This is a genomic window from Paenibacillus barcinonensis, from assembly GCF_003217495.1.
Classification (GTDB): domain Bacteria; phylum Bacillota; class Bacilli; order Paenibacillales; family Paenibacillaceae; genus Paenibacillus; species Paenibacillus barcinonensis.
Window position 1 is genome coordinate 161,790 of the sequence record NZ_QJSW01000011.1, and the last position, 22,199, is coordinate 183,988.

31 protein-coding genes are annotated in these 22,199 nt (G+C 42.0%); 2 read left to right on the top strand and 29 right to left on the bottom strand.

Annotation, left to right across the window (positions count from 1 at the left end):
* Window positions 1-75: 75 nt before the first annotated feature.
* From DFQ00_RS17590 to DFQ00_RS17630, 8 genes are all read right to left on the bottom strand, one after another.
* Window positions 76-852, bottom strand: a complete 777-nt coding sequence (locus tag DFQ00_RS17590) for a (2Fe-2S)-binding protein (RefSeq protein WP_110897787.1) — start codon at window positions 850-852, stop codon at window positions 76-78.
* Window position 853: 1 nt separating this feature from the next.
* Window positions 854-1,894 carry an ABC transporter substrate-binding protein gene (locus DFQ00_RS17595; protein ID WP_110897788.1) on the bottom strand — a complete coding sequence of 347 codons (1,041 nt, stop codon included), beginning with the start codon at window positions 1,892-1,894 and terminating at the stop codon, window positions 854-856.
* A gap of 138 nt (window positions 1,895-2,032) precedes the next feature.
* Window positions 2,033-2,311 carry a hypothetical protein gene (locus tag DFQ00_RS17600; RefSeq protein ID WP_110897789.1) on the bottom strand — a complete coding sequence of 93 codons (279 nt, stop codon included), beginning with the start codon at window positions 2,309-2,311 and terminating at the stop codon, window positions 2,033-2,035.
* Window positions 2,312-2,423: 112 nt separating this feature from the next.
* Window positions 2,424-2,906 carry a GyrI-like domain-containing protein gene (locus DFQ00_RS17605; RefSeq protein WP_110897790.1) on the bottom strand — a complete coding sequence of 161 codons (483 nt, stop codon included), beginning with the start codon at window positions 2,904-2,906 and terminating at the stop codon, window positions 2,424-2,426.
* A 185-nt stretch (window positions 2,907-3,091) separates the two neighbouring features.
* Window positions 3,092-3,832 carry a cyclase family protein gene (locus tag DFQ00_RS17615; RefSeq protein WP_110897791.1) on the bottom strand — a complete coding sequence of 247 codons (741 nt, stop codon included), beginning with the start codon at window positions 3,830-3,832 and terminating at the stop codon, window positions 3,092-3,094.
* Between the two features lie 88 nt (window positions 3,833-3,920).
* Window positions 3,921-4,229: a hypothetical protein gene (locus DFQ00_RS17620; RefSeq protein WP_208643796.1), complete on the bottom strand. Its 309-nt coding sequence runs from the start codon at window positions 4,227-4,229 to the stop codon at window positions 3,921-3,923.
* 68 nt (window positions 4,230-4,297) lie between these two features.
* Window positions 4,298-4,873: a histidine phosphatase family protein gene (locus DFQ00_RS17625; protein WP_110897793.1), complete on the bottom strand. Its 576-nt coding sequence runs from the start codon at window positions 4,871-4,873 to the stop codon at window positions 4,298-4,300.
* Between the two features lie 196 nt (window positions 4,874-5,069).
* Window positions 5,070-6,089 carry an MBL fold metallo-hydrolase gene (locus DFQ00_RS17630; protein ID WP_110897794.1) on the bottom strand — a complete coding sequence of 340 codons (1,020 nt, stop codon included), beginning with the start codon at window positions 6,087-6,089 and terminating at the stop codon, window positions 5,070-5,072.
* A 149-nt stretch (window positions 6,090-6,238) separates the two neighbouring features.
* On the opposite strand from DFQ00_RS17630, the gene DFQ00_RS17635 reads away from it, so the two are divergent.
* Together DFQ00_RS17635 and DFQ00_RS17640 are read left to right on the top strand one after the other, a co-directional pair.
* Window positions 6,239-6,400 carry a hypothetical protein gene (locus DFQ00_RS17635; RefSeq protein ID WP_244213904.1) on the top strand — a complete coding sequence of 54 codons (162 nt, stop codon included), beginning with the start codon at window positions 6,239-6,241 and terminating at the stop codon, window positions 6,398-6,400.
* A 95-nt stretch (window positions 6,401-6,495) separates the two neighbouring features.
* A complete protein-coding gene (locus tag DFQ00_RS17640; RefSeq protein ID WP_110897795.1) occupies window positions 6,496-7,077 on the top strand; it encodes a TetR/AcrR family transcriptional regulator in 582 nt (193 codons plus the stop codon).
* A 407-nt stretch (window positions 7,078-7,484) separates the two neighbouring features.
* On the opposite strand, the gene DFQ00_RS17645 is transcribed toward DFQ00_RS17640, so the two are convergent.
* From DFQ00_RS17645 to DFQ00_RS17740, 21 genes are all read right to left on the bottom strand, one after another.
* The gene (locus tag DFQ00_RS17645) at window positions 7,485-8,282 is read right to left on the bottom strand and encodes a patatin-like phospholipase family protein (protein WP_110897796.1); all 798 of its coding nucleotides are present in this window, start codon (window positions 8,280-8,282) and stop codon (window positions 7,485-7,487) included.
* A gap of 66 nt (window positions 8,283-8,348) precedes the next feature.
* A complete protein-coding gene (locus tag DFQ00_RS17650) occupies window positions 8,349-9,032 on the bottom strand; it encodes a helix-turn-helix domain-containing protein (RefSeq protein WP_110897797.1) in 684 nt (227 codons plus the stop codon).
* A gap of 109 nt (window positions 9,033-9,141) precedes the next feature.
* Window positions 9,142-9,516 carry a hypothetical protein gene (locus tag DFQ00_RS17655; protein WP_110897798.1) on the bottom strand — a complete coding sequence of 125 codons (375 nt, stop codon included), beginning with the start codon at window positions 9,514-9,516 and terminating at the stop codon, window positions 9,142-9,144.
* A gap of 130 nt (window positions 9,517-9,646) precedes the next feature.
* Window positions 9,647-10,264 (bottom strand): hypothetical protein, encoded by a 618-nt coding sequence (locus DFQ00_RS17660; RefSeq protein WP_110897799.1) that lies wholly within the window; start codon window positions 10,262-10,264, stop codon window positions 9,647-9,649.
* Window positions 10,265-10,467: 203 nt separating this feature from the next.
* Complete coding sequence (locus DFQ00_RS17665) at window positions 10,468-11,334, bottom strand: hypothetical protein (RefSeq protein WP_110897800.1); 867 nt, start codon at window positions 11,332-11,334, stop codon at window positions 10,468-10,470.
* Window position 11,335: 1 nt separating this feature from the next.
* A complete protein-coding gene (locus DFQ00_RS17670; protein WP_110897801.1) occupies window positions 11,336-12,808 on the bottom strand; it encodes a class I adenylate-forming enzyme family protein in 1,473 nt (490 codons plus the stop codon).
* Between the two features lie 4 nt (window positions 12,809-12,812).
* Window positions 12,813-13,049 (bottom strand): acyl carrier protein, encoded by a 237-nt coding sequence (locus tag DFQ00_RS17675; RefSeq protein WP_110897802.1) that lies wholly within the window; start codon window positions 13,047-13,049, stop codon window positions 12,813-12,815.
* Window positions 13,050-13,145: 96 nt separating this feature from the next.
* A complete protein-coding gene (locus DFQ00_RS30175) occupies window positions 13,146-14,720 on the bottom strand; it encodes a collagen-like repeat preface domain-containing protein (RefSeq protein ID WP_110897803.1) in 1,575 nt (524 codons plus the stop codon).
* Between the two features lie 66 nt (window positions 14,721-14,786).
* The gene (locus DFQ00_RS17685; protein WP_244213905.1) at window positions 14,787-15,143 is read right to left on the bottom strand and encodes a GNAT family N-acetyltransferase; all 357 of its coding nucleotides are present in this window, start codon (window positions 15,141-15,143) and stop codon (window positions 14,787-14,789) included.
* Between the two features lie 267 nt (window positions 15,144-15,410).
* Window positions 15,411-15,743, bottom strand: a complete 333-nt coding sequence (locus DFQ00_RS17690) for a DUF2834 domain-containing protein (protein ID WP_110897804.1) — start codon at window positions 15,741-15,743, stop codon at window positions 15,411-15,413.
* Between the two features lie 133 nt (window positions 15,744-15,876).
* Entirely contained in the window at window positions 15,877-16,314 is a 438-nt protein-coding gene (locus tag DFQ00_RS17695) for a GNAT family N-acetyltransferase (protein ID WP_110897805.1), read from the bottom strand.
* Between the two features lie 33 nt (window positions 16,315-16,347).
* Entirely contained in the window at window positions 16,348-16,893 is a 546-nt protein-coding gene (locus tag DFQ00_RS17700; RefSeq protein WP_110897806.1) for a hypothetical protein, read from the bottom strand.
* 120 nt (window positions 16,894-17,013) lie between these two features.
* Entirely contained in the window at window positions 17,014-17,607 is a 594-nt protein-coding gene (locus DFQ00_RS17705; RefSeq protein WP_110897807.1) for a hypothetical protein, read from the bottom strand.
* 187 nt (window positions 17,608-17,794) lie between these two features.
* A complete protein-coding gene (locus tag DFQ00_RS17710; protein ID WP_110897808.1) occupies window positions 17,795-18,052 on the bottom strand; it encodes a macro domain-containing protein in 258 nt (85 codons plus the stop codon).
* 50 nt (window positions 18,053-18,102) lie between these two features.
* Window positions 18,103-18,615 (bottom strand): GNAT family N-acetyltransferase, encoded by a 513-nt coding sequence (locus DFQ00_RS17715; protein ID WP_110897809.1) that lies wholly within the window; start codon window positions 18,613-18,615, stop codon window positions 18,103-18,105.
* A gap of 130 nt (window positions 18,616-18,745) precedes the next feature.
* Window positions 18,746-19,153 (bottom strand): immunity 22 family protein, encoded by a 408-nt coding sequence (locus DFQ00_RS17720; protein WP_110897810.1) that lies wholly within the window; start codon window positions 19,151-19,153, stop codon window positions 18,746-18,748.
* A gap of 145 nt (window positions 19,154-19,298) precedes the next feature.
* Window positions 19,299-20,060 carry a DUF1643 domain-containing protein gene (locus DFQ00_RS17725; RefSeq protein WP_146236189.1) on the bottom strand — a complete coding sequence of 254 codons (762 nt, stop codon included), beginning with the start codon at window positions 20,058-20,060 and terminating at the stop codon, window positions 19,299-19,301.
* Window positions 20,061-20,302: 242 nt separating this feature from the next.
* Window positions 20,303-20,395, bottom strand: a complete 93-nt coding sequence (comI, locus tag DFQ00_RS29250; protein WP_007431380.1) for a competence inhibitor ComI — start codon at window positions 20,393-20,395, stop codon at window positions 20,303-20,305.
* Between the two features lie 324 nt (window positions 20,396-20,719).
* Window positions 20,720-20,941: a type II toxin-antitoxin system death-on-curing family toxin gene (locus tag DFQ00_RS29560; protein ID WP_208643795.1), complete on the bottom strand. Its 222-nt coding sequence runs from the start codon at window positions 20,939-20,941 to the stop codon at window positions 20,720-20,722.
* A 136-nt stretch (window positions 20,942-21,077) separates the two neighbouring features.
* Window positions 21,078-21,251 carry a DUF2281 domain-containing protein gene (locus DFQ00_RS17735; protein WP_110897812.1) on the bottom strand — a complete coding sequence of 58 codons (174 nt, stop codon included), beginning with the start codon at window positions 21,249-21,251 and terminating at the stop codon, window positions 21,078-21,080.
* A gap of 246 nt (window positions 21,252-21,497) precedes the next feature.
* Complete coding sequence (locus DFQ00_RS17740) at window positions 21,498-21,941, bottom strand: GNAT family N-acetyltransferase (RefSeq protein WP_167433757.1); 444 nt, start codon at window positions 21,939-21,941, stop codon at window positions 21,498-21,500.
* Between the last annotated feature and the right edge of the window lie 258 nt (window positions 21,942-22,199).

Genomic DNA, 22,199 nt, shown 5'->3' on the forward strand with positions numbered 1-22,199 from the left:
CCAACCACTTGTCTGTTCTTGCAGCGGCATTTCTCTCATCTCCTGACAATTGCATAGGTATAATCATTGCTGTTGTCATTGTAGTTGAGATTCTTTATCATTGTAAATTTTTGGACATTTGAGGCAGTATTCCCCTGACATCTGGTAATAGAAACAGCAGGTGATGCGCTCACTTTTGGCAACATGCACATTGTCCTTACAATCGGTGAAACGAGTCAACGGGTTCTTTCTCACACCAAACACTTGCCCGGACGCCACCTGCGTCAGATAGGAGAAGTCCTCTTGGATGATCTTACGTTCCTGTTCCGTCTCACCTTCCTCAGGAGCGAATAGTCGCCCGATCCGCACCATAATATTCTCCCAGAGAATACTCATCGAAAGAGGCGCAATCGCAGCAAATGTCTTTAGCAGAGGTGTGAGCTGTACCGCAAACATCTCCTGGACCGCCTTTTCCCGCCAAATGCTCCTGTCTCCCGTCAGCTCTTCAGCCTGAACCTCGTTCACCGCTAGAAAAGGAAACCGTGTACCCTTCTCATGTTCTTCGAGCTTCGGATGATAGAGAAAGCTGTTCTCCAGCTGAAAGGTTACATGCTGATGATGAAATGTCATCGCGGTCACCAGCGGAGCCGTCCACAGATAGCCAAGTCGCTTGGCTAACATGGAAGCGGCAACCTTCATGTCTGGTGCATCGATATAATGTTGGAACCAGCGAATATACTCTCGACACGCCTCTTCGTCATGCAGCTCACTCAGAGCAATGCTACGGACACTATGTTGAGGCGGCTCGCCAAGCAAAATCGAATGATCCTCTACCGTCTCTTTCCATATGTCTGTCGAGAGATAATGGTTCATATTAGTTCGATCCCAGCAGAGCTTCCGATGCCTGATCTACAATCAGATTAATCGCAAGCGGTCCGTAGTACGCGATCCACAGTGTGGAGTTTACGTCATACGTACGGTTATTTTTCACAGCATCCAAAGACTTCCACACAGGATTGTTCACCATCGCCTCTGCTTCTGCCGCAAACAGCTCATCCGACAGAACAAAGTAACGATCTGCTCCGATTTCAGGCACTTTTTCCATTGAAACCTCAACGGAAGTATCTCCCTTGATTCCTTCAACAAATGCAGGCATTTTCAAGCCCAGATCATTATACAGAATTCCACCTGTACGGTGCTCGATGCCATGAACACGGATGCCTTCTTTACGCGGACGAATCAGCGCTACTGTCTCATCACCCAGCTTCTCAGCCAGCTTCGTTTTCATTCCTGCAACTTTCTCTTCATACGCCGTACGTACCTTCTCTGCCTCGTCCTGCTTGTCTGTAATCTTAGCTACAGTAGCTAACGTATCACGCCAGTCCTCGTAGAAATCGAGTACCAGGGTAGGTGCAATTTTACTTACACTCTCATACTGCTTCTCTTGGAAGTCGGTCATGATAATCAGATCTGGATCTAAGGCTACAAGTGCTTCCAGGTTAGGCTCGTCCCGTGTACCGAGAACTTCAACGCCATTCGCCTGATCACCCAAGTATTCTGGAAAATCAGTGTTACCTCCAGCGATAACACTACCTGCCGGCTTTTCGCCAACCGCTAACATTTGATCCAGAAACTTAACATCGAGTACCGCAATTTTCTTCGGTTTTTCGTTTAGAGTGATGTCACCCTTCATGCCCTTGATCGTTACAGGGAAAGCTCCGTCTGTCTTCGTATCTGCATTCGCAGGTGTCTCCGCTGGCGTTGCCGCAGACTGTTTACTACTATCTGTACCTGTTCCGGCACCGCACGCCGTCAAGACTAGGATAAGGGCCAGCATCAAGCCCATTAATAACCGTGATTTGTGAGCAGCATAACCCTTACTTCGGTCTGCTTGCCCCTGTGTTACTTGTTTCATTGTGTAGATCCCCCTTATGTATATTGTTGATAATGATTTTCATTATCGAAACATAAGGTGAGTATAAACGATCTGTGTATGGCGTTACCATGTACTTTTGCGACATTTTAGTCGGACTAATGCGACATCATCATTCAGCTATCCACCCTTTAATGTTTCAGCAATATACGTCTGCAGGTGGTAGATGTCCGTTAGAAGCTCTTCTTCCTCTGGCGTATTGCCATACTCCCCTAACCAGCGAGGTGTGCGAATATACCAGTCATCTGTCAGGTATTGCTTTTCACCGCGGTATTCTAAAATATGTCCCAGGAAATATTCCAGCGAGCCGAAGGATTGCTTTCTTTTATCATGAATGATGGCTTGTGTCTTTTCAATGATTACCTGTAGCCTTTGCTGGATCTGATCTTCTGGATTCATGATGCGGCCTCCTTTGTGTTCTCATTTGAATTTATACAAAAAAGGAAGGCAGCCTTCCCCCTCAAGGGAGTCTGTTACCTTCCGAACATCTATGACCTAGTTTATTATAATATTACAGGTTTACTTTGCTGACTGGAAAAAGGATTTCGACAGGCTCTTCATCTGCTTCTTCATCAATATAATAGATCTCGATCTGACTCGATTCGTATAATTGAGGCTCATATCCATTTTGCCTGATCCATTCGTGAAGCTGATCATGACCTTCTCCAATAGTTTTATTCGTGCACAATACTTTGACATATGTGGTTTCTGGCAGTACAAAAGCCAACATTCCATCTGGAACATCTGCAATCTCTGTCACCTCAACACATCCAAAGTAAGTAGCTATAATGCCATTACACATGAACGGGCTGAATAACACTTCGTAATCTTTGCCATGCTTGATTTCTTCTCGACGATCCCAGAATGCGCGTTGAACCTTAACCGCAAGTTCAGGAAATGCATCCGGGAAATTCCCCGTCTCACACAGACCAACGAGCCTGTATTCCCTATTCACTACCTCAATGTCAAACGATCTTGAAAGCTCTTTACCCATCACCCTTCATCTCCTTCAGTCTCTTCATTTTAATTTCTTAAATGCCGAGTAGTTTTGATTGGACTGCATGTCATGAAGTATTCTCTCGGCACATGCAGCTGAGCTGAGTTTTTCTGTGTTCACTTCCAGATCATATTCATCATAGGCGTACTCACTGAAATTATTTTTCTTCTCCTTTATGCGTTTTAAGCCAGCAAGATCGGGCGAATCGGTGAGCCTGATCCATTTTTGATTTTCAAGGGAAGTGCCATAAAAATGCCTGTTGCCGGGGCCTGATTCAATCTGCTGAACCCTTCCATGATCAATATCTGGTTGGGTAAGAAATATTCAACATGACCTGCAGCACTAACAATTTCCCCATCCACCATACAAATATCAACCCCTGGGGTGTCTGCACCAATAGCTTTGATTCCCGATTCGTAAAAATACTGGCATACCTCGCGGGTTAAACCCGGTTCATTTTTCCCCCACCAGTCTCTTTCCTTGCCACTCGCATCCGGCTTATAGTATTGATCCCAGCCAAAGTCAAGCAGCACAATATCCCCTGCCTGAACAGAAAAGCTATCTCGCTTCTCTACCTCTCGGATGATATCTAATCCAACCGGGTTGCCCGCTTCAAGATTGTAGTCCCCGAGATCATACTTCTTATACGGACCAATTAGACAATCTACCGGAAGCTGATCAATGGTTGACTGCTCTCCGTGACAATGAACCGGAGCATCCACGTGTGAACCCGTGTGCTCCGATATGATTAACGTCTGTGCGTAGTACCCATGTTGGCAAAAGTTATGGTGATTCTCGACAATACCGAGAGAAGGATGATGATGGAAGCCTGGCATATTCGTTTCAAATACAGGCGAGATATCATATACATTGAGTTTATTAAAACAATTCATAAATTGACGAACAAGCTCCGAAGATTGCAATATAAACGCCCCCACACTCTACTTAACTTATTGCTTTCCTCTACACTATTTTGCTAATCGCACACCCTTCTCCCCTCGTGCAATCAGCCTACCACTCTCTCCATTCTTCCGTAATATCTTCACCCTCCTGAATATCTAATCCAGCCAATCTAGCCGTTTTGTCGATAAAATCTGCCAATTCTTCACGTTCCATGGTCTCAATAAAATAATTATGGGTCTCATTCATTTCATTAAAGGCAACCACAACTTCCTCTACAGCCTTCATAATCCGCTCGGCATCTACCGGTTGTTGTAACACAATTAATTGATTCAGAAAACGATCCAGCGCTTGATCAGACATCTGCAATCTCTCTGGTGTGAATATATCATCCCCGTATTCAAATGTTATCAGAATCACGGCCTCCATATTCAATGATATCTGTATTTTACCAGAAATTATCAAAAAGAACAAGTGTTCCCGTTGTTTTATATCTCATTACTTTCCCAGCACCTTATTACTTTCTCCAAGCTCATCTCATCAAAATGTAGTTGGTATATATCCGGCTTCTTGGTCTGATACATAAAGTTTAATCCATAACTGGAATCAAAATAATTCATCATCAACGTCATGACATGTCCATGTGTGCCGATCGCTATTTTTTTCCCCCTACCATCAACCAAAATCTGTTTCAATACACCCACCACTCTGCTCTGGCAACTCCTGTTTGACTCACCTCCCGGTAACGCGTAATCGGGGTCAGCAAACATCCTCTTCTCCGCAGCCCCGAAATCCTCATCAGCAATAAGCTCGTTCGAAAAATGTCTTTCCCTCAGGTCCTCTACAGTCTGAATATCTATTGCTAACGCTGTCGCCAGCCCCTGCAAAGTCAAGACAGCTCGCGCATAAGGGCTTGAAATAATTTTATGTATGCCTTCATTTTTCAAAATCTCTGTTACTTTGGCCGCATTTACCTGCCCCGCCGCTGTAAGCCCTCTTGTACGTTCTGTTCCCTCATTATAAGGTGACTCTGCATGCCTAACCATGTAAACAATGGTTTTCATAGGGACCCTCCTCAAGTGCTTGATTCATACAATAATTAATTTACAATCATTTTCAAATATGTGTATAGTAAAAATAAAACCTCTTTCAATTAACGCGCTTATTTTAAGGGGCAATAATTCAAAAGAACGGCCGCTGTTCGCAACGTATGCAACAGGTCCGTTCTTTTGTTTTTCGTAGATTAGCTTAAAATAGATATTATTCCCAAACACTCATAGGGTCCCATGGCTTGATTTGATCACCATATTTTCCGACCAAAAAAGCTTTCATGTCTTCCAGCTTAGCAGGCACCTCGTTCCAAACTGGAAGGGGTGGTAACCCTCGTTTACTTTTTAATAGGATGTCCACTGTAACATACAAGCGTTCTGGCTGAATCCAATGAAGGAAATGGGAAATATCAATTTGCTTGGTCAGGGACAAGGAATCAATTTCGTCATTGTAATGCTTGTTGAACTCGCTGATCAGGTTCAGGAGGTAGTCTCTCTGCTCCTTCACGAAGTCCAGGCCGCAGATGGCACCATGTCCTGGAATAACGATTTCGGGTTTAATTTCATCAATAATGCGATCAAGCACTTTAACCCAATTGAGGGTTCCTTCTTCGCTGTAGGCCGTACAACCGTTAAATACGACATCGCCTGCAAACAGCACTTTTTCTTTGGGCATCCACAGCAGCAAGTCACTGTCAGAGTGGGCCGGAGCTACGTTGTAAATCATTACTTCCGTATCTCCAAGACGGATATTGATATCATCCTTTATCTCAATATTCGGGAGCACCCATTCCACGCCTTCCAGGTCGAATCCTTCAAATTCCGCAGCAAAAAAACGCTCTCCCGGAGTCGATTCCGAAGAATGCTTTCCTCTTCTGATGACGCTGTCCATCCAGCCGATATTTTCGGTGCGACGCTCTCTGTCCGCTTCCTTGTGCATAATAATGCAAGCATCTTCAAACACTTTGTTCCCCCAAGCATGGTCGCTGTTATAGTGCGAGTTCACCACGTATTTGGGAGAGCCTCCGTTGCTTACTTCATGAAAAGCCTCTCGCATTTCCCGCGCATGGAACAAATCAAAGAACGTATCATACACCAGCCCATCACCTTTGTTGATGAACCCGGCATTGGCCCAACTGATTCCACGATACGGCGAAATACCGGCAAAGACACCATCTGCGACTTCAAAAAATTTAACGCGAGGTTTTTGAATAATACGTCCATACTTCATAAAAATTCTCCTTTGCGTAGATGTTTTTTAGGTAAGTCACACTGACTATGTCTTTACTATAGAGAATGAAAAACAGAAATGCAAGCAAGTACTTGCGTGCATTTATTCTGTGCGATATGATAATAACAGAACAACCTCACACTACATGGATGGAGGCACAGCAACATGCAATCGAGACTGAACAATGGCTGCTTCCCTCTGACCGAATCCAGATTACATTCGATAAATTAGGCACGCTCACGCAATTGGTGCCTGATCATGTCAAGATTACGGAACCAAGCCGCTGGGGAAAAAGAAGCGATTTGCCCTAAATAAATGTTTATGATTATGAAAATGAACCCCGACCCTGCTTCATATGCAAAACTTGTAGTAGAATAGGTTTAACATGTTCAAAAGGAGAAATACCATGCAGACTTCAGACAGAATCATTGAAGCCGCAACACGGCTCATCAAAGAGAAGGGCTATCGGGGAGTAAGCACCAAAGCCATTGCAACGGAAGCTAAAGTCAATGAATCTACGATTTTCCGGCAGTTTGGAAGCAAGCAAGGCATATTGGAAGCCATCATTGAAAGACATTCAGATATCCCGCAATTTGAGAAGCTATTAAACGAGGACGCGACCGAGCATCCAGAAGTCGATCTGCTGAATGTAAGCCAGCAATACCGTTTGTTTTTCCATAAACATGCGGACATTATTTTGATTGGTATCCGCGACACAGGAATGCTTCCTGAATTGGACAGAGTGCTGGCCGATCCTCCGGTAAAGCTGCACTACTTGCTGGCTGAGTATTTTGAACGCCTGCAGAAGAAAAAAATTATAGCCAAACAGGATGCGCGTCTTACCGCCATGTCTTTCCTCTCGATGTGCTACGGATTTCAGATGAGCGAACTGATTCACCGGCAATATCAGTCCCAACTCGTCACCGAGGAAGAGTTCTACAAGCACAGTGTCTCATTGTTTGTAAAAGGAATTTTGTTGCAGTCGTAAGCTATGTTGATTTATTGAAGTGGATCAAGATACTAGAAGGCACGTTACACTGTCATCTTCCCAACACTTTTCAACAGATACCTGCTTATCCATACATGTAACATAATACCTTTAATACAACAAAGGTCATCTATGCCCTGAACAGGAAAATAGATGGCCTTCCATTTGTCTATCTTGTTACTTCAAACCGCTGCTGAAGCTCGCTCCTTCAATAGCCTTCATGATAAGCATCAAGTCCCGTTTGACATGAAGATCTTTTAACGTTAGCTGCGTAGGCTTGAAAATAATCATTCGTAAGCAATTCCTTTCTTTTCACACCAATCTATAGCAATTTGTCGATAGCACTCGCTGCGGAATTAATGCCATTTTTTAAGAAGGTCGAGACTCGCTGCTTGATTTGACTCTACTTAGATCAGGCTCATTTCTTCGGACATTAGTCTATTCTTCAGCTCAGGGATCATGGCATCCATCGCCTCTTCTCCAGCCGCAATACATTCAAGAGCCTTGGTTACATCAAAGGCAGCATACGGACCTACATCGGGTCTGACCACCATATCCGCCAGATTCAAGCTGCTATGCTTTCGTTCGGCTGTCATCAGGCTGTAGGAGCGATAGACTACTTCAATCATGTTGCGCGGTGGCTTCTTTTCATGCTCTCTGGACACATCTATCGCCAGAATGCAATCTACGTTTTCCTCCTTCATATTAGCTACCGGCACATTGTTCAGAACCCCGCCATCAACCAGCATTCGTCCATCCTGCATCAAGGGAGCGAATACACCTGGAAAAGCCGACGTTGCACGCAGCGCAGTCACCAGATCCCCCTGATCCATTGTAACTTGTGTGCCCTCCATCAGATCCACAGCAATCGCTTTGAACGAAATCGGCAGCTGCTCAATGCATACGTCCTGCAAATCATGCTCAGCCAGTAGACCGCTCACTACCTGCGTAATTCCGTTGCCAGCCAGAATGCCTCTCAGCCAATTGCCCCGATCCAGAAATCGAAGCTTCGGTGTATGAAGCAGCGTCTTCTCAATCTCACTGACGGGCACACCCGCGGCAAACAATCCGCCAACAACACCGCCCATGCTTGTGCCGATAATGCAGTCAACTGCAATATTATGTTTTTCCAGAGATTTCAGAATACCAATATGTGCAAGCCCGCGTACAGCTCCACCGCCCAGAACCAAACCTAACTTTTTCATATACAAGTCACCTCTCCATTATTCATCATATAACCCAAAAGACCCAAAAAATAAGCACAGCACTTTCTACGCAAGTGCTTCAAGAATAAAATCGGCAAGTAACGTTTGTTCCGCCTGACTTAACGCATGAATTCGATTCGTATATGACCCGACCAGCACCATTAAGTCCTGACCAACATCTTTGCTCATCATTTGTATGATGGTGCCCACTACCGTACCTATGAATATAAGCAGCCGGGGCTGATCTCCATCAGTCTCCTGCACCAGTTTACGGATTAGAGTATTCATCCGACTCTCCAACTGATTTGTATATATTACTAATATGCCGGAGATGTATCCGCAGATTTCGAAATTAGAGTGCTTTTCAGGAATCTGGATTAACAGTTTGGTTATCAGATCTTGCGCACTGGCATCCTTTAACCCGCTTAACATATCACGGATCAATTGCAAACGAACCTGAGCCTCCTCCGGTTCACCGTCCTGATGCAGCGTTTCTTCCTTCCCAAGCAGCTCGGTCGCCTTCTCTGTAGGTGTAAAAACAACCTGCGAACGTCCCGTCACATTCGGATTCGTCTCATAACTGCGTGTGACAAAGCCAGCTTTTTCAATAGCCTTCAGCATATCATAAGCCGTCCATTTACTAACCCCGAGAACCTTGGCTAACGCTTCATAATGAACGGGCAAGCGGCTCTGCTGATACATATCCACCAGCTGGTCCAGAAACTGCAATCTACGTTTGGAAAGTGCCACAGCGGTTCACCTCCGTTCAATCTATGTGATGTAATCATCCATTTTTAATCCCTAACGTTTTTGGGCTTTTTGTGGATTATATTATCATCTGAATAAGGAATCGTCAATACTACTCTTGAAGTTCTCCATACTTGCTGAAGTTAGCCATCCACCCGTCCGTAGTGAATAATTCTCCTTGCAGACCATCGCTTGATTGAATGATATCTACACCTTGTACTTTAATCTCAATATCATTTTCAAAATCAGCTTGTTCCTGGAGTTTAAATAGAAAATCGTGAATACCCCGGTCCACACTTCTAATCAGAATCGTTCGAACCAGGTTAATTTGCTCTTCATTAAACCCCTGTAATTCAGCTTGCAGCTTCTCTAGACTCGGGGATTTCCAATGTCCTTCCACCAACAATTCGAAAAAATCAATACTTCGATCCCTCAAATCACTCATGATGACTTGTCCGAATCGATCAAGTGCTTGTTGTTCATTCACCGCTGTTCTCCCCCTCAAATATAAAGCAGCTCTAACCTACCTGTTCATCCGGCCGACGGCATGTACCTGTTTCATAATAAATGAAGTCTCTTCTCTAGCCCCCTCTGTGCTTGCAAAATACGTTCCTGTGCTAGGCCAGTGTGCTCATCGCTTCTGCAATGTGTATGAGATCGGTATCGGAAGTCTGCTCGCCCATGAGTTCATACTGCAATGCCTTACCGCTGCTTCCTGCTTCAATCCAGACCAAGCGGTCTGCTCCATCATTTGAAAAGTAAAATGCTTCCCACCCCTGCACAAGTAGGGTTTTCACCTGAGACAGCTCCTGCTCGGACAGTTGAATCCGATTTTTGGTTGTGCCGAAAATATGGAGTATGCACGTATTCTCTCCTTTATAGGTTAATTGGATACCAACAAGTGTGTTATTTGGTTTCAGGTCCCGGACTACCACCTTCTGGCCTGTAATTCTGGCTTCATCTGCCATGGCTTCAATCCCATCCGGGGTCAGATTATCGAACCCATAATAAACCTGAATGCGATCCACCTCAGCATGGCCTGGAAACTTCGGCTGCCATTCTGTCATTAATTCCTTCAATTCATTCAAACTGTATTCCCATTCAACGGCTGCATAATTCGTCTGCTGAGTAAACGGGTTCTCTTCGACATCCGCAATGTAAATCGCCTTACCGTCCCCAGGTCTTAGTGTACGTACGATCTCGTCTACAGCATGATCACTCTCCAGCGACTGCATTTGATTTTCCCTAGAAAATTATAGTATATATTTACGAAAATACCCAATGATAATTTCTCTTTCTCCCCGTGTTCCTCAAACTTTTCTTCCACACTTCTGAATGCTTACCACTTGTTCGGCCCTTTACAGTTACAGCCATCAATAAACAGCCCTTTTCTCACGACATGAGGAAAGGGCCACTAGGATCTATGCTCTGAATGTTATCATGGAAATGATGCAGGATCGTCGTTCAGTATCTGCTGTGCCATATGTAGCTCATCGTCAATAAGCTGCTCACACATTGTGCAGACCTGTTCAATTACAGTCTCATAATCCGGGGCCAACGATAGTTTATACAAGCCATTTCTAACACTAATCCAACGAGAGTAAAATTCCGGCTGATAGAACAGATCATACTCGTCACGCTTGCCTAGCCTTTCCAAATAATGAGCATATAAATATCGGTTGTTAAGCATAGCCTCGACATACTTAGCCAGGAGTTCTGCACGCTTTTGGTTCTGCCCCTTACATTCACGGATTTGAGCAGTGATCGTTTGCTCTTGAAGCGTACGAATCACCTCACGAGTCTCCTGATATATATCGCTGGTCAGGCCAGAGGCTGCGCCTGTAGACAAGCGCCGAATGTCAAACGCATGGGCAACCAGTTCCTCATAGCTGATGTTCAATGTGGTTGTATTATAGGTCGGGTCCATATACCTCAATGCATTGCCTTGGTCTTTAGCAGCCAAAAAATAATGCGTGCCATGGAGCTTTTGATAGAAGGGATTGTCCGAAATATAAAAAGCATCCATCCCGACAATCATCCATTCTCCCACAGAGAAGGTGGACAAATATTGTGCCGTATGCTCAGCAGAGCTGCAATGCAACTGCTCTATCCGCATACCCAGTTGGTTCAAACCGTTCGTCATGCGTTCTGTGAGATACAGACCGTTAACAGGGAAATACGTGAACTCTGTCTCCGACCAGAGGGATGCCATAGCCTTTTCGTACGGAACGCCCAATAGCCTGGCCCCATTCACCACACACCCCAGATAACAGTTCAATCCTTGAAAATAAAGCAAGTCCTCCATCTTAATTCTTCCTTCTTTCGTTTTTACCGGAAGCGACCTTCTTGATATAATCTACAAATTGTATTTTGTGGGGTGACTTGTAGTGCGCCAAATGAGAGGTTAAATAACGCTGAATTTCGTCCACATGCACCTGCGAATGCACGGGTATAATATCCGCACATATTATCTCTTCTCCAAAGCTCCCGCTTTGACCATAAACAACACAATCCTTCACCAGTAGGCTATTTAACAAGCAAGACTCAATCTCTTCAGGAAATACATTGTGACCGCGAACGATGATGATATTCTTTTTACGTCCGCAAATATAAAGAAATCCGTCCTCATCCAGATATCCCATATCTCCCGTATATAAGTAGCCATTTCGGATGATCTCGGAGGTTGCCCTCGGATTATTATAATAGCCAAGCATGACATTCGGACCCGATACCACAATTTCGCCTTCTGTGTACGGTGCTTTCGTAATGTTCCCGGCGACATCTATAGCGATTTCTTCCCCCATAATGGCTGTGCCTACAGAGCCCATTTTCTCGATTGCAGTGCTTGTATTCTTGGCTATTAACGGAGATGCCTCGGTCATGCCGTAGCCTTGAGCGAAGGTTATCCATGGAAAGGTCTTGCAAAGAGCATGAATCGTTTCTTGCGACACTTTGCTTCCCCCGAATCCAACTTTTTTCAACGAACTGATATCATACGGAATGCTGCGCTTTGCCGTTTGCTCCATCATCAGCAGTAATACTGCGCCCCCTTCATAATGCGTGACTTGATGATCCTGCACGACCCGATAAAATCTATTTAATGTGAAGGGTTCTGGTGTAATAATGATTGGAAAGCCATGAAACAGACAAAGAGAAACCACCATCAGACCATAGATACTGGTAAAAGGAGTTGCCACAATAAATCTAGCTCTATCCTGCTCGGAGTGCTCCAATTGCAATTTATCCATAAAACCTGTGAGAGAGGCGATAATATTATTTTCCGAAAGTGCCACAATTTTGGAGTCTCCTGTTGAGCCAGAGGTGCTGGAGAGAATCATGGGATGATCTTTGCCAACCTCTATGGTGATAAGTTTAGTCTTGTGTTTGTCCATTACACACTGATCTGCATAAACGATATGCACGTCCAGCTGTAGATCGGTACCTTCAGCTTCTGCGTATTGAAGTACAGTTCCAAGAGCAGTACAGGTGACTATAACACGGGTAGAAGTTTGTTCTAGCAGGTGAGCGATTTCAAAAGAGGTTAATGTCGCATGCACAGGAACTACAGTTTTGCCACACATCAGAGCGGCGCAGAGGGCTGCAATATAGTCGCTACCATTTGGAAGGAAGACGGCTACATGTTCGCCATCCAGCGTCAGTAATTGCCGTTGGATCGCGGCCGCCTTCTGTATCAACGTGTTGTAGTCAACAGGCATATCATTTTCAATCATGGCCAGGGAAGTGCTTTTGGGAGGATTACATAACATGGCTCTAATCATAATCTCAGCTGCACTCCTTCACTTTGAGATGGATCAGTTCAATCAGACGCTCTACCAGCACACATTGCTCAATCTCTATAATGTTGAAGGTAATTGTATATCTTTGCTCCAATTGGAGTAAGAATGCAACAAAACCTAAAGAATCCAGTCCCAGATCCATAAAAAAATGACTTTCTGGTACCACTGGAACCGGAATTCGTTTTGCCCTATTAATCGCTTCTAACACTTCGTCGTCCAGCATACCGCGTTACCTTCCTGTCTTTAAGGAATAAGTACGGTCTATGTTTGATCTTGGACCAGAATTATACATAGACCGTAATTATGCATTAATTCATCATTAATCCATATAAATGCCACCAAACACTGCAAACCGGCTAAATTGCGGTGTCGTTACCCCTACACCTTGCCAACCAATAACAATACCAACTATTGTGCCTGCGGGAATACTGATATTCAACCCAGTTAATTCCCCTTGTCTGATTGAATATTTTGGAACTGGCGTTCCATCGCCAATGTAAGGCTCAGTATACGTGAAGGTTCCCGGCAAAATAGTATAGACGATTTGATTAACAGTACTGCTCGGTGTAGCCGTCGCGAGACATGCAAATGGCGTCATTGTGGCACCGTCACTTATCGTATCGCTATATTTGCTACCGATTGTGACATAAATACTGCGAACCGTTCCGTCATAGGGCATGATAAATGATGTGCCATAATTTCTTTCAATATATGTGTCATCAAACGTAATCGTTCCATTCGTCCAATCGCCCGGTGCCAGTAAAATATTATAGTTGGTGTTAGGGCCAAAGCCCGAGAATATGACCGTTTCCGGGTTTCCTTGATCATCCGTAGTTATTGCGGTAGCTGCATCGTTTGTGCTGGCAAATGGAATAATGCCCGCTACTGCAGCCTGCACACCTGTAGATCCGGTAACACCCGTTACTCCAGTTGCACCGGTTGCACCTGTCGCTCCGGTTGCTCCTGCTAATCCTGCGCCTGTAGGTCCAGTTGCTCCCGTTGTGCCTGCTACTCCCATGCCAGTAGCTCCTGTTGCTCCGGTTGCTCCTGTCGCTCCTGCTACTCCTGCGCCTGTAGGTCCGGTTGCTCCCGTTGTGCCTGCTACTCCCATGCCAGTAGCTCCTGTTGCTCCGGTTGCTCCTGTCGCTCCTGCTACTCCTGCGCCTGTAGGTCCGGTTGCTCCCGTTGTGCCTGCTACTCCCATGCCGGTAGCTCCTGTTGCTCCTGTAATGCTGGAGAAGATTAGCGTATAATTCACGGACGTTCCCGGTACACCCGCCGGATTGTTCACATTAGTTACGTATACATTGTTGTTGTACGTTACCACTTGTCCCTGGATATATGAAGAAGCCTTGCTTGAATCAAATTGCACAATATTGGTTAGTAACTCTCCTGGCTTACCTGGAGGACCTTGAGGGCCAACTGGACCTTGAGGGCCAACTACCCCAGCCGTTATTCTATTCATCGCGGTGCTCAGAGATACAGAGATACAACGGATCTGAGTGACCAACTCATCCTTTGGCTGCTTCTTGATATTAAATAACAGGGTAGCTTCTAGTAAATAATCTAGTGAGATTTGTAAATTTACAGCAAGCATAAACACCGACACCGGGATAACCTCCGATGAAGCAATGGTAAGCTCTAATGCGGATTGAAGCTCTGCCTTAACATTGGGCTTGAATGAGGATTGATTCACCAGCGCCAGCATACTGCGTAGATCCTTCTGTAAACTGGCCATATTCACTGGCGTCGGATTAGCAACTCCTGCCGGGATGCTAACCGCTAAAGCGCGCAAAATGACTTCATACTGCTCCAGTTCCCTCGCTGAAATTGATATGAATGGGGAAGCAAGCCTGAAGCGAAAACCTCGTGATAACTCAAAATCATCCGACATAAGATGTATAAGCCTCCTTCCGTACAGATGCCATATTCTATGAAGTCAATCACAGCATTAGAACTTTCAGCTAAAGGTGTATAATGTGCATATTCCTCCCCTTTTTTCACGATCAAATATACCTGTCAACTTCAACTTGATAATAGAAAAGGTACCCTCATTCAGACCGGACACTCTAAAAATGGTGTCTGATCCTCTGAGAATACCCTCCTCCGTAAATCCGGTCTTCTCCAGAAGTTTTCTGGATGCCGTATGATTGGGAACAACAAAAGCCTCAATTCGGTGTAATCCCAGTTCTTCGAATCCATAGTGAACGATCGTTTCAACGACCTCAGTCATTATGCCTTTTCTCCAGTGTTCGGGAGCAAGTTCGTAACCGATCTCGCCTTGAAATGTTCTTTTGACCACTGATGAAAGCCACATGTGCCAATCACCTTATCTTCAGCCGGATATGTTATTCCCCATCTCATTCCCTCCAGCCTGGTGTATCTACATTCCAACGGTTAATCAATTCTTCCTATTGGAACGATTTGATATGCTTCACGATCTATCTTAGATACTTTCTGGAAATCATCGGGTAACTTGACATCAACGTTCCTGCCTTCATGAATATCATCAATGTTGTATCTTTTGAACGCTTTATCAAATGGTGAACTTCCCCTCCCGTTCCATCCTACTACACCATTTATTTCAATTCCGTTTTGCCCCTTTTATCTTCTCCATTTGAATCTCGCGTAGTAATAAAAATAAGGGCAAGCCAAGTGAAACACCAACGGTTAATGTTCCAATGACCGGTATCCACCTATAATTTATGCCAATTCGCTTTCCTTCATATATGATAAATCCGATCAAAACAACGGCCGAAACGAGTACATCCAACCAAGCAAAAGCACTAATTCCATTCTGACTTGCTTCATTCAACAACAACGTCAGGTTAAACCCGTTATCACTAATCCAAGGAATAAACTCCATGTAAGGCAGCCCTATTCCCAAAATGGATAACACCCCATAAAAATACTTCAAACCTCTCACCTCGAAAATTTTAGTTTTAAACGATTTAAAAATCTTGAGTGATCCTTAATCAGGTTTTTCATTTTGTATATATAAAGCGCCTTCTCCAAGTTACCAGTAATAACTTTTCTATTGTGATCCGTTGTTAGTGGATCTCCTTAGTAAAACAATAAGAGAATCTATCATAACCTTTGGACTCATAAAAATGATGTGCCTCTGTTCGTTGAAACCCGGTATTTAATATGAGATACGAAAGTCCCTTGTCTGAAGCATAATCTTCAGCATGTTTCAAAAGTTTAGAGCCTATTCCCTTTTTCTGAAACTCTCCTCGTACAGCAAGACCATTAATTTTCAAGTATCCAACTTCGTATTCCAATGCCATTGTTTGTACGACCGAAATACAACCTACAACATTATTGTCAAACAATGCTACGAATATTTTGTAGTTTTCATCCTTGTTCATTCTTGCCATCCGTTCAGAAATATTATCAAGATTAACGTTATGACTTCCCAATTCATTGTTCCATATTGATACTATTTCCGAATAATCACTTTCTCTTATCTCACGAATTACAATATCCATTTGTATCCTCCCATTTTCTTTCTATAAAACACCTTATTCGTTTTCTTCCTTATAAAAACATTCTCCATTCTTACATCCATATGTAATTTTTGAGTCAAAGTCTTCGTAATATATGACTTCATTAAAATCAGAGGGTGTGGTTTCTTTAATTTTCTCTAGCAAAGCCTCTGAGGCTTCCCTTGCGTTTGCCTGGTTTTCCTTTTCACCATAACCAATCGCGGTTCCTGAAGGACCTTCATAAACAGTAAAATACCACTTCCTCGCATCACGGCTTACTTCAATTAAATAATAGTACGCATCTTCAGCATTATCTGACTTATATAAAGGTTCACCAAACAAAGTAAGAAGCGATCCTCTAAACTTTGCGCTTTCTTCACCCGCCATGATGCCTGTATCCAGAAATTTTGAGGATTCTAAGGTTTCAGCTTCTTCAGTAATCGCTTTATAGGTATACATTTCATTTAGTTCCTCCTTCAAAGGACTATCATTTATTGCCTCATTTTGTTCGGAGCTCCTTAGAGTATTATCCGAACAGCCCAGCAGAACTACTACAATCAATAAAGTTATTAACTTATACATGTGTATCCCTTCTCGAAGTTAGTAAAGGTTTATAACATTTCTTCAATAATTTCAGCTATCGTTTCTGTATTCAAGAACCCGCTAGGAAGGAGTCGTGCGTGAATATGAGGTTATCCAATGCTACTCTCTGTTGGTCATCTCTAGCTCTAAATAGTTGATGCTATAATCTTCTCCTAAGAAATTCATCGTCCCGGAAAATCCGCTTAATTCCCAATCGTTATTCTCGTTAGGCTCGAAAATATATTCTCTATTCCAGTTTTTTAATTTTTCATCATTACCGACATACTCTTCCCTGATTCTTAATGTAGTTTGATTGAAAAATGGGTTCTCGAATTCGCTCTTATAAACAACCGCATTGGTTATCTTTATTCCTTTGTGAAAGACCGTTGGGTATAATGTGTTTTTATTTATGGAGATAGCTGCATCAGGATCGGCATCCATGTCATGGATAAATAGTATAGCTAAAATGTCCTGCGCACGGCTTCCGAATTCTTCAATAAGAGATCGTTCTATTTCTTTATACTCCAATTTTGAAACCTTTTCTCTCATAGCTAAGTCCACAATCATTTTTTCTTTCGTTTTTACCATTTCCATTGCAGTGTTCATATCGAAATTAATGGTTTCTTCTGTGATCGGCTTTAGCTGTTGTGAAGATTGACAAGCTGTCAGTAGTAAAATAACTGTAATACATATAAATAAATTCACTCTTTTCATGATTAGCCTTCTCCTTCATCCAGCTTTTTATATTGATAGGCTAGTTACAAATTACATTTGTATTTTCTTCCCTTCTAGTTCACTGGTTTGGGAATAGCTTCTGAATAACGTGCCTGTATCTCCGAAGAGCCCTAAGGCTCCAAAACGTGGATATGATGATATCTGAAGATGATACTTCTTAATACTCTTACACATAGCTTTCTAAGATCTCTTCATATATTTCATAGTTCTCATCATCAAGGCAGACGAATTGAACATGAGAGATCGATTCATTTCTATTTATAAATTCAACTACAGTATGGATTGCTACATTTGCTGCTTCTTTCTTTGGGTATCTGTAAATTCCAGTACTAATATTTGGAATTGAAATACTTCGGAGATGATTATTTTTAGTAATATCTCCCTTAATAACTTCAATAATCGTTTGGATTACCTTTGCTTCCATGTGTGCCCCTTTTCAATGGTTATATGATTGGGATGCCTACTCCGAATTGCTTAACAAGTTTTCGGAATCTCAAAAGTTTGTGAAATCACTTTTTGTAGTCCTAAACCATCAATCTCAATAGTCTCTTGTTCTTCGGAGAAATCAATATGATGTTCTTCATAATATTTCTTCCAAAATCTCACTGCTGGTTTATTTTCCACTAGTTGAGCTACACTAATTATTCCTTTTAATTGCTTAAATACTTTCTCCATTCCTAACGAAGCAATTCTATTACCGCGATATTTCCTTAATAAAAATACTTCCTGTATTGTAAAATTAACTCCTTCTGGAACAAACGGAGGGGAACAAACTAATATGAAGCCAATTGGTTTACCTAGATGCATAACAAAAAATGGATGCAATTCATCTCTCTCTAAGTACAGGTAAGTATTTGTTGGATCAAATTTCCCATCATCTTTTGGATCTTCGCCGGTATATTCTGATAAGTCATACAAATATAAATTATACAAATTCAAAAAAGTATCCGCTTGATCTTTTGTTATTTTTGTAATCTCAATATGCATTTGAAATGACACCTCATTTTTCTAAAATTTCACCCTAATATATGATATCTGCCTGGTAGACTGAAAAAATAGGATTACCTGATTCCTGCCGTTGGTAGGTGAAGTTTTTGTCTTCTCCGAAACGCAAGAATTACTTGTATTTCACTGTTCCTATGTACTTAATGCACTTATTATTATAGGTACTATCCAATACTTTTTCGTGATATTTAAAGTTAAATAGCAATATCGCAGTATTTACTTTTAGATTAAAACCTTTCATCATTAATTTTTCGTATTTCGGAATGATAACATCATCATAAGAACAACCAACCAATAGATCCAATACGTTATTACTCGGCAAGCCCTCTATAAATGCTTCTATAAAATCTTCATCAAAAAAATCAATCAAGAAATCATTGCAAAACTTTAGTTTTACTACACGATCTTCTAAGTATATAAAATTCACATATTCTCTAAGTTGTTCTTCAGTGTCAAATTGTCCTAGCCACAAGGACACCTGATCTAACTGTCCCAAAGGTAACTGTTCTTGTTTAGACATTAATAATTCCTCCTTTCTTTATTAAGTACTTTCTTAGATTAGTTGCAATAATTTCGCCTAACGTTCCCGTATTGACGACCCGACGCATGTCGGGTGTCCGGCAAATGCCGGACCAAGGGCGTATGCCCAATGCGTGAATATTGTGTTATAAGATGTTGGCGTCTTCTTCGAGCAATCTAATCCCTATCTTATCTTTTGATGCCTTTAGAAAGTATTCAGTTTTCATGTATAGAGGATGTACTGGATAGCTTACATCCATGATTGTACCTTTATAATTCAATTTATTTACGACTATTGCTTGTGGGTATTTTGTAAGAAGGTCTTTTTGACGCTCTATCCCTACATCTAATTTACCCCAAGCAAAAAATACAAAATCATAGTTGTTCAATAATTCTCTAGATTTAAACATTAGATGCTTTACTCCACTTATACTTCTTGCATATCTTTTAGCCTTATCACTGTCTTTCTCACGAATATTAAATATATTCTCAATATGGATTGAATATTGATGTGGAAGTTTGATTTCATTATCATCATAAGCCTTCCGAATCATCCGCATAACCTTTTTCATTGTATTATCCGGCACTGTCAGAACTGGTTTTTCAGTTTCATATTCAGAATTTTCGAGGGTATTAAAGAGGACATCATCTATAGGTCTTGCATCTCCAGGATTCATCATGACAACTAAGCCTATTGCTTTCCCAGGGCCGTTTATCGAATGAAACTCTGTATGGTGCCTGAATATTTTCATACCTTGACTCGTTTTCTTTGAAACAAAGTGAGCATAGGTTTTCATTGTTTTCCCCTCTTTACGCCAATTTCTTATAACGTTCCCGTATTCATGAACCCCGAAGGGGTTGTCTGCTGAAATCCCTCTTTGAAATCCACCGCGCAGACCAAGGCTCAAACGGAGCCGCTGCTTGAATATTATGTTATACGATGGAAATTCTTCTTAGATATTGCTTACTATCAGTTCTTTTTCATTGCTCTTTTTATTTTGATTCATCTTTTTCGATGTGTTATCATATTCTTAAATAAAGACCAAGTGCAGCGAACACTTGGTCAGTACAATTGGCTTGGATGGTCTATTCCCTTCTAAGTCTCAGGTAATAAAAACCCACCTTCGGCGGTCAACCATTGGGTGGGTTTTTACTTTCTCTTGTTGTTATTGATGTAAGTTAAAAGTGCAAGAATGAATGTTCCAAATAATAACATCAGAGTCATCGCATCTTTCACTTCCATGGTCTCACCTCCTTTCGAAGGGAAACCATGCCCACCCAAGATTCAATTGTATCTATATTTTACCTGTTCTTACATCTGCGCACAAGCGTTCTTATCTGCTTTCTTTCATTTTCCCTTTTCTCTTTGTTACCCCATCATTTCTATCATCTAACGTTCCTGTATTCATGAACCCCAAAGGGGTTGTCTGCTGAAATGCATCTCCGAAATCCAACCGCAGACCAAGGCTCCGTAAGGAGCCGCTGCTTGAATATGATGTTAGATGGTGTAGCCGCCTACTTTGAAATACCTTCAGTTGTTCTTACAAAAAAGAACATCAAGCCAATTTTACACTTGATGCTCTTCTATCCACTGTTGTATGTTCTCTTCTGTGAATTCGCCTTCTGCGGTCTGCAATCCCAATTCAACTAATTCTTCTTGCTCGTACTTTACAGAAATCTCATTTAAACGTAATAAAAGCAACATAGTTGCTACCCCTATACGTTTATTCCCGTCAATAAATCCATGATTCTTTATTAGAGCAAATGTAGTAACAGATATTTTCTTTATATTTCCTTCATAAAGTTCCTGTCCATCAAAAGTTGCTTCTGTTCAATTAGCCCAAGATCTCTAACTCCATCGGAGCCACCCGTTGACTTAATAATCTTAGTATGGAATTGTAGAATTTGTTCTAGACTAAGATACTTCATTTCGATAATTCCCTAAGTGCCTCAATATTTTCGTTTATAATATCGTCCATGAGCGAATCCATTTGCTTATTACTACGATTCTTTAGGAATTCAACAAAATCAATCACTTCAATTTTCTTGTCATCAGGCAATGTCAAAAAGTCTTGAATAAGTTTCTCTTCAATACTCACTCTGCATACCTCCTACACTTCTTTGTTTTTATTATACACTAAAGTTTGAGTGGACTTAACATCCGTTTCCAATGTTTGTTTGCTTTTGCGGATATTTCGTCTAACGTTTCTGTATTCATGAACCCCAAAGGGGTTGTCTGCTGAAATGCTTCTCCGAAATCCAACTTGCAGACCAAGACTCCAAAAGGAGTCGCAGCATGAATATTATGTTATACGACGGCTCTCTTGATTTACTCACAATTCTCTTTAATTTTCTATTCTCATGTTTGTATAATAGGGTTTGAATCCTGCACTGTCCCAAAAATGTTTCCCTTCGGGGTTTGTTTCTAGTACATCTATTTCAATTTTCTTCACTTCTCTAAAGCGTGTTTTCTTCAATAATTCTATTCCTGCCGTCCCATATCCCTTTTTTCGATATTCTCGTCTGATAAAATATTGTCTTATATACACTCGTTTTTCTGTCCTATTGATTGAATCCTTTTGATATTGATATAGTGTATAGCCTATTATTTTTTCTTCTTTCATGATTAAATCGATTTCCCAAGCGCTTTTAAGAAATTCAGACATACGTTTCTCCAGTTCATTCATTCCCATTGTGTTTGAACTCTTCTCATCTTCGATTAACTGCTTATTCATCTCAGCTAAAATTTGAAGATCTTCGTTTCTCGCACTTTTTAATCTAAGAGTCACGTTTCTTTCACCTCGTAGCACTTCATGATTTTCTCTTCATGTGTTACTCACTACGGTCTGTCGTATAACGTTGTTGTATTCATGAACCCCAAAGGGGTTGTCTGCCGAATACCCTCTTCGAAATGCATCCAGCAGACCAAGGCTCCAGTGGAGCCGCTGCTTGAATATTATGTTAGCCGGAGTTATTGTCTTCTTCGAGTTAGCTACTCAAAGCTTTATCATCCCTTCTTTCCATAGAGCAAGAACGACATCCATTTG

What these genes read in the sequence shown, in the direction of transcription:
- DFQ00_RS17710 (WP_110897808.1), bottom strand. Translation starts at nt 18,052, where the DNA reads ATGGAAGCAAAGGTAATCCAAACGATTATTGAAGTTATTAAGGGAGAT.
- DFQ00_RS17630 (WP_110897794.1), bottom strand. Translation starts at nt 6,089, where the DNA reads ATGAAGTATGGACGTATTATTCAAAAACCTCGCGTTAAATTTTTTGAA.
- DFQ00_RS17685 (WP_244213905.1), bottom strand. Translation starts at nt 15,143, where the DNA reads ATGTGGCTTTCATCAGTGGTCAAAAGAACATTTCAAGGCGAGATCGGT.
- DFQ00_RS17675 (WP_110897802.1), bottom strand. Translation starts at nt 13,049, where the DNA reads ATGCTGGACGACGAAGTGTTAGAAGCGATTAATAGGGCAAAACGAATT.
- DFQ00_RS17595 (WP_110897788.1), bottom strand. Translation starts at nt 1,894, where the DNA reads ATGAAACAAGTAACACAGGGGCAAGCAGACCGAAGTAAGGGTTATGCT.
- DFQ00_RS30175 (WP_110897803.1), bottom strand. Translation starts at nt 14,720, where the DNA reads ATGTCGGATGATTTTGAGTTATCACGAGGTTTTCGCTTCAGGCTTGCT.
- DFQ00_RS17640 (WP_110897795.1), top strand. Translation starts at nt 6,496, where the DNA reads ATGCAGACTTCAGACAGAATCATTGAAGCCGCAACACGGCTCATCAAA.
- DFQ00_RS17715 (WP_110897809.1), bottom strand. Translation starts at nt 18,615, where the DNA reads ATGCATATTGAGATTACAAAAATAACAAAAGATCAAGCGGATACTTTT.
- comI (WP_007431380.1), bottom strand. Translation starts at nt 20,395, where the DNA reads ATGGAAGTGAAAGATGCGATGACTCTGATGTTATTATTTGGAACATTC.
- DFQ00_RS17600 (WP_110897789.1), bottom strand. Translation starts at nt 2,311, where the DNA reads ATGAATCCAGAAGATCAGATCCAGCAAAGGCTACAGGTAATCATTGAA.
- DFQ00_RS17625 (WP_110897793.1), bottom strand. Translation starts at nt 4,873, where the DNA reads ATGAAAACCATTGTTTACATGGTTAGGCATGCAGAGTCACCTTATAAT.
- DFQ00_RS17590 (WP_110897787.1), bottom strand. Translation starts at nt 852, where the DNA reads ATGAACCATTATCTCTCGACAGACATATGGAAAGAGACGGTAGAGGAT.
- DFQ00_RS17645 (WP_110897796.1), bottom strand. Translation starts at nt 8,282, where the DNA reads ATGAAAAAGTTAGGTTTGGTTCTGGGCGGTGGAGCTGTACGCGGGCTT.
- DFQ00_RS17635 (WP_244213904.1), top strand. Translation starts at nt 6,239, where the DNA reads ATGGAGGCACAGCAACATGCAATCGAGACTGAACAATGGCTGCTTCCC.
- DFQ00_RS17720 (WP_110897810.1), bottom strand. Translation starts at nt 19,153, where the DNA reads ATGTCTAAACAAGAACAGTTACCTTTGGGACAGTTAGATCAGGTGTCC.
- DFQ00_RS17700 (WP_110897806.1), bottom strand. Translation starts at nt 16,893, where the DNA reads ATGTATAAGTTAATAACTTTATTGATTGTAGTAGTTCTGCTGGGCTGT.
- DFQ00_RS17605 (WP_110897790.1), bottom strand. Translation starts at nt 2,906, where the DNA reads ATGGGTAAAGAGCTTTCAAGATCGTTTGACATTGAGGTAGTGAATAGG.
- DFQ00_RS17670 (WP_110897801.1), bottom strand. Translation starts at nt 12,808, where the DNA reads ATGATTAGAGCCATGTTATGTAATCCTCCCAAAAGCACTTCCCTGGCC.
- DFQ00_RS17660 (WP_110897799.1), bottom strand. Translation starts at nt 10,264, where the DNA reads ATGCAGTCGCTGGAGAGTGATCATGCTGTAGACGAGATCGTACGTACA.
- DFQ00_RS17665 (WP_110897800.1), bottom strand. Translation starts at nt 11,334, where the DNA reads ATGGAGGACTTGCTTTATTTTCAAGGATTGAACTGTTATCTGGGGTGT.
- DFQ00_RS17705 (WP_110897807.1), bottom strand. Translation starts at nt 17,607, where the DNA reads ATGAAAAGAGTGAATTTATTTATATGTATTACAGTTATTTTACTACTG.
- DFQ00_RS17695 (WP_110897805.1), bottom strand. Translation starts at nt 16,314, where the DNA reads ATGGATATTGTAATTCGTGAGATAAGAGAAAGTGATTATTCGGAAATA.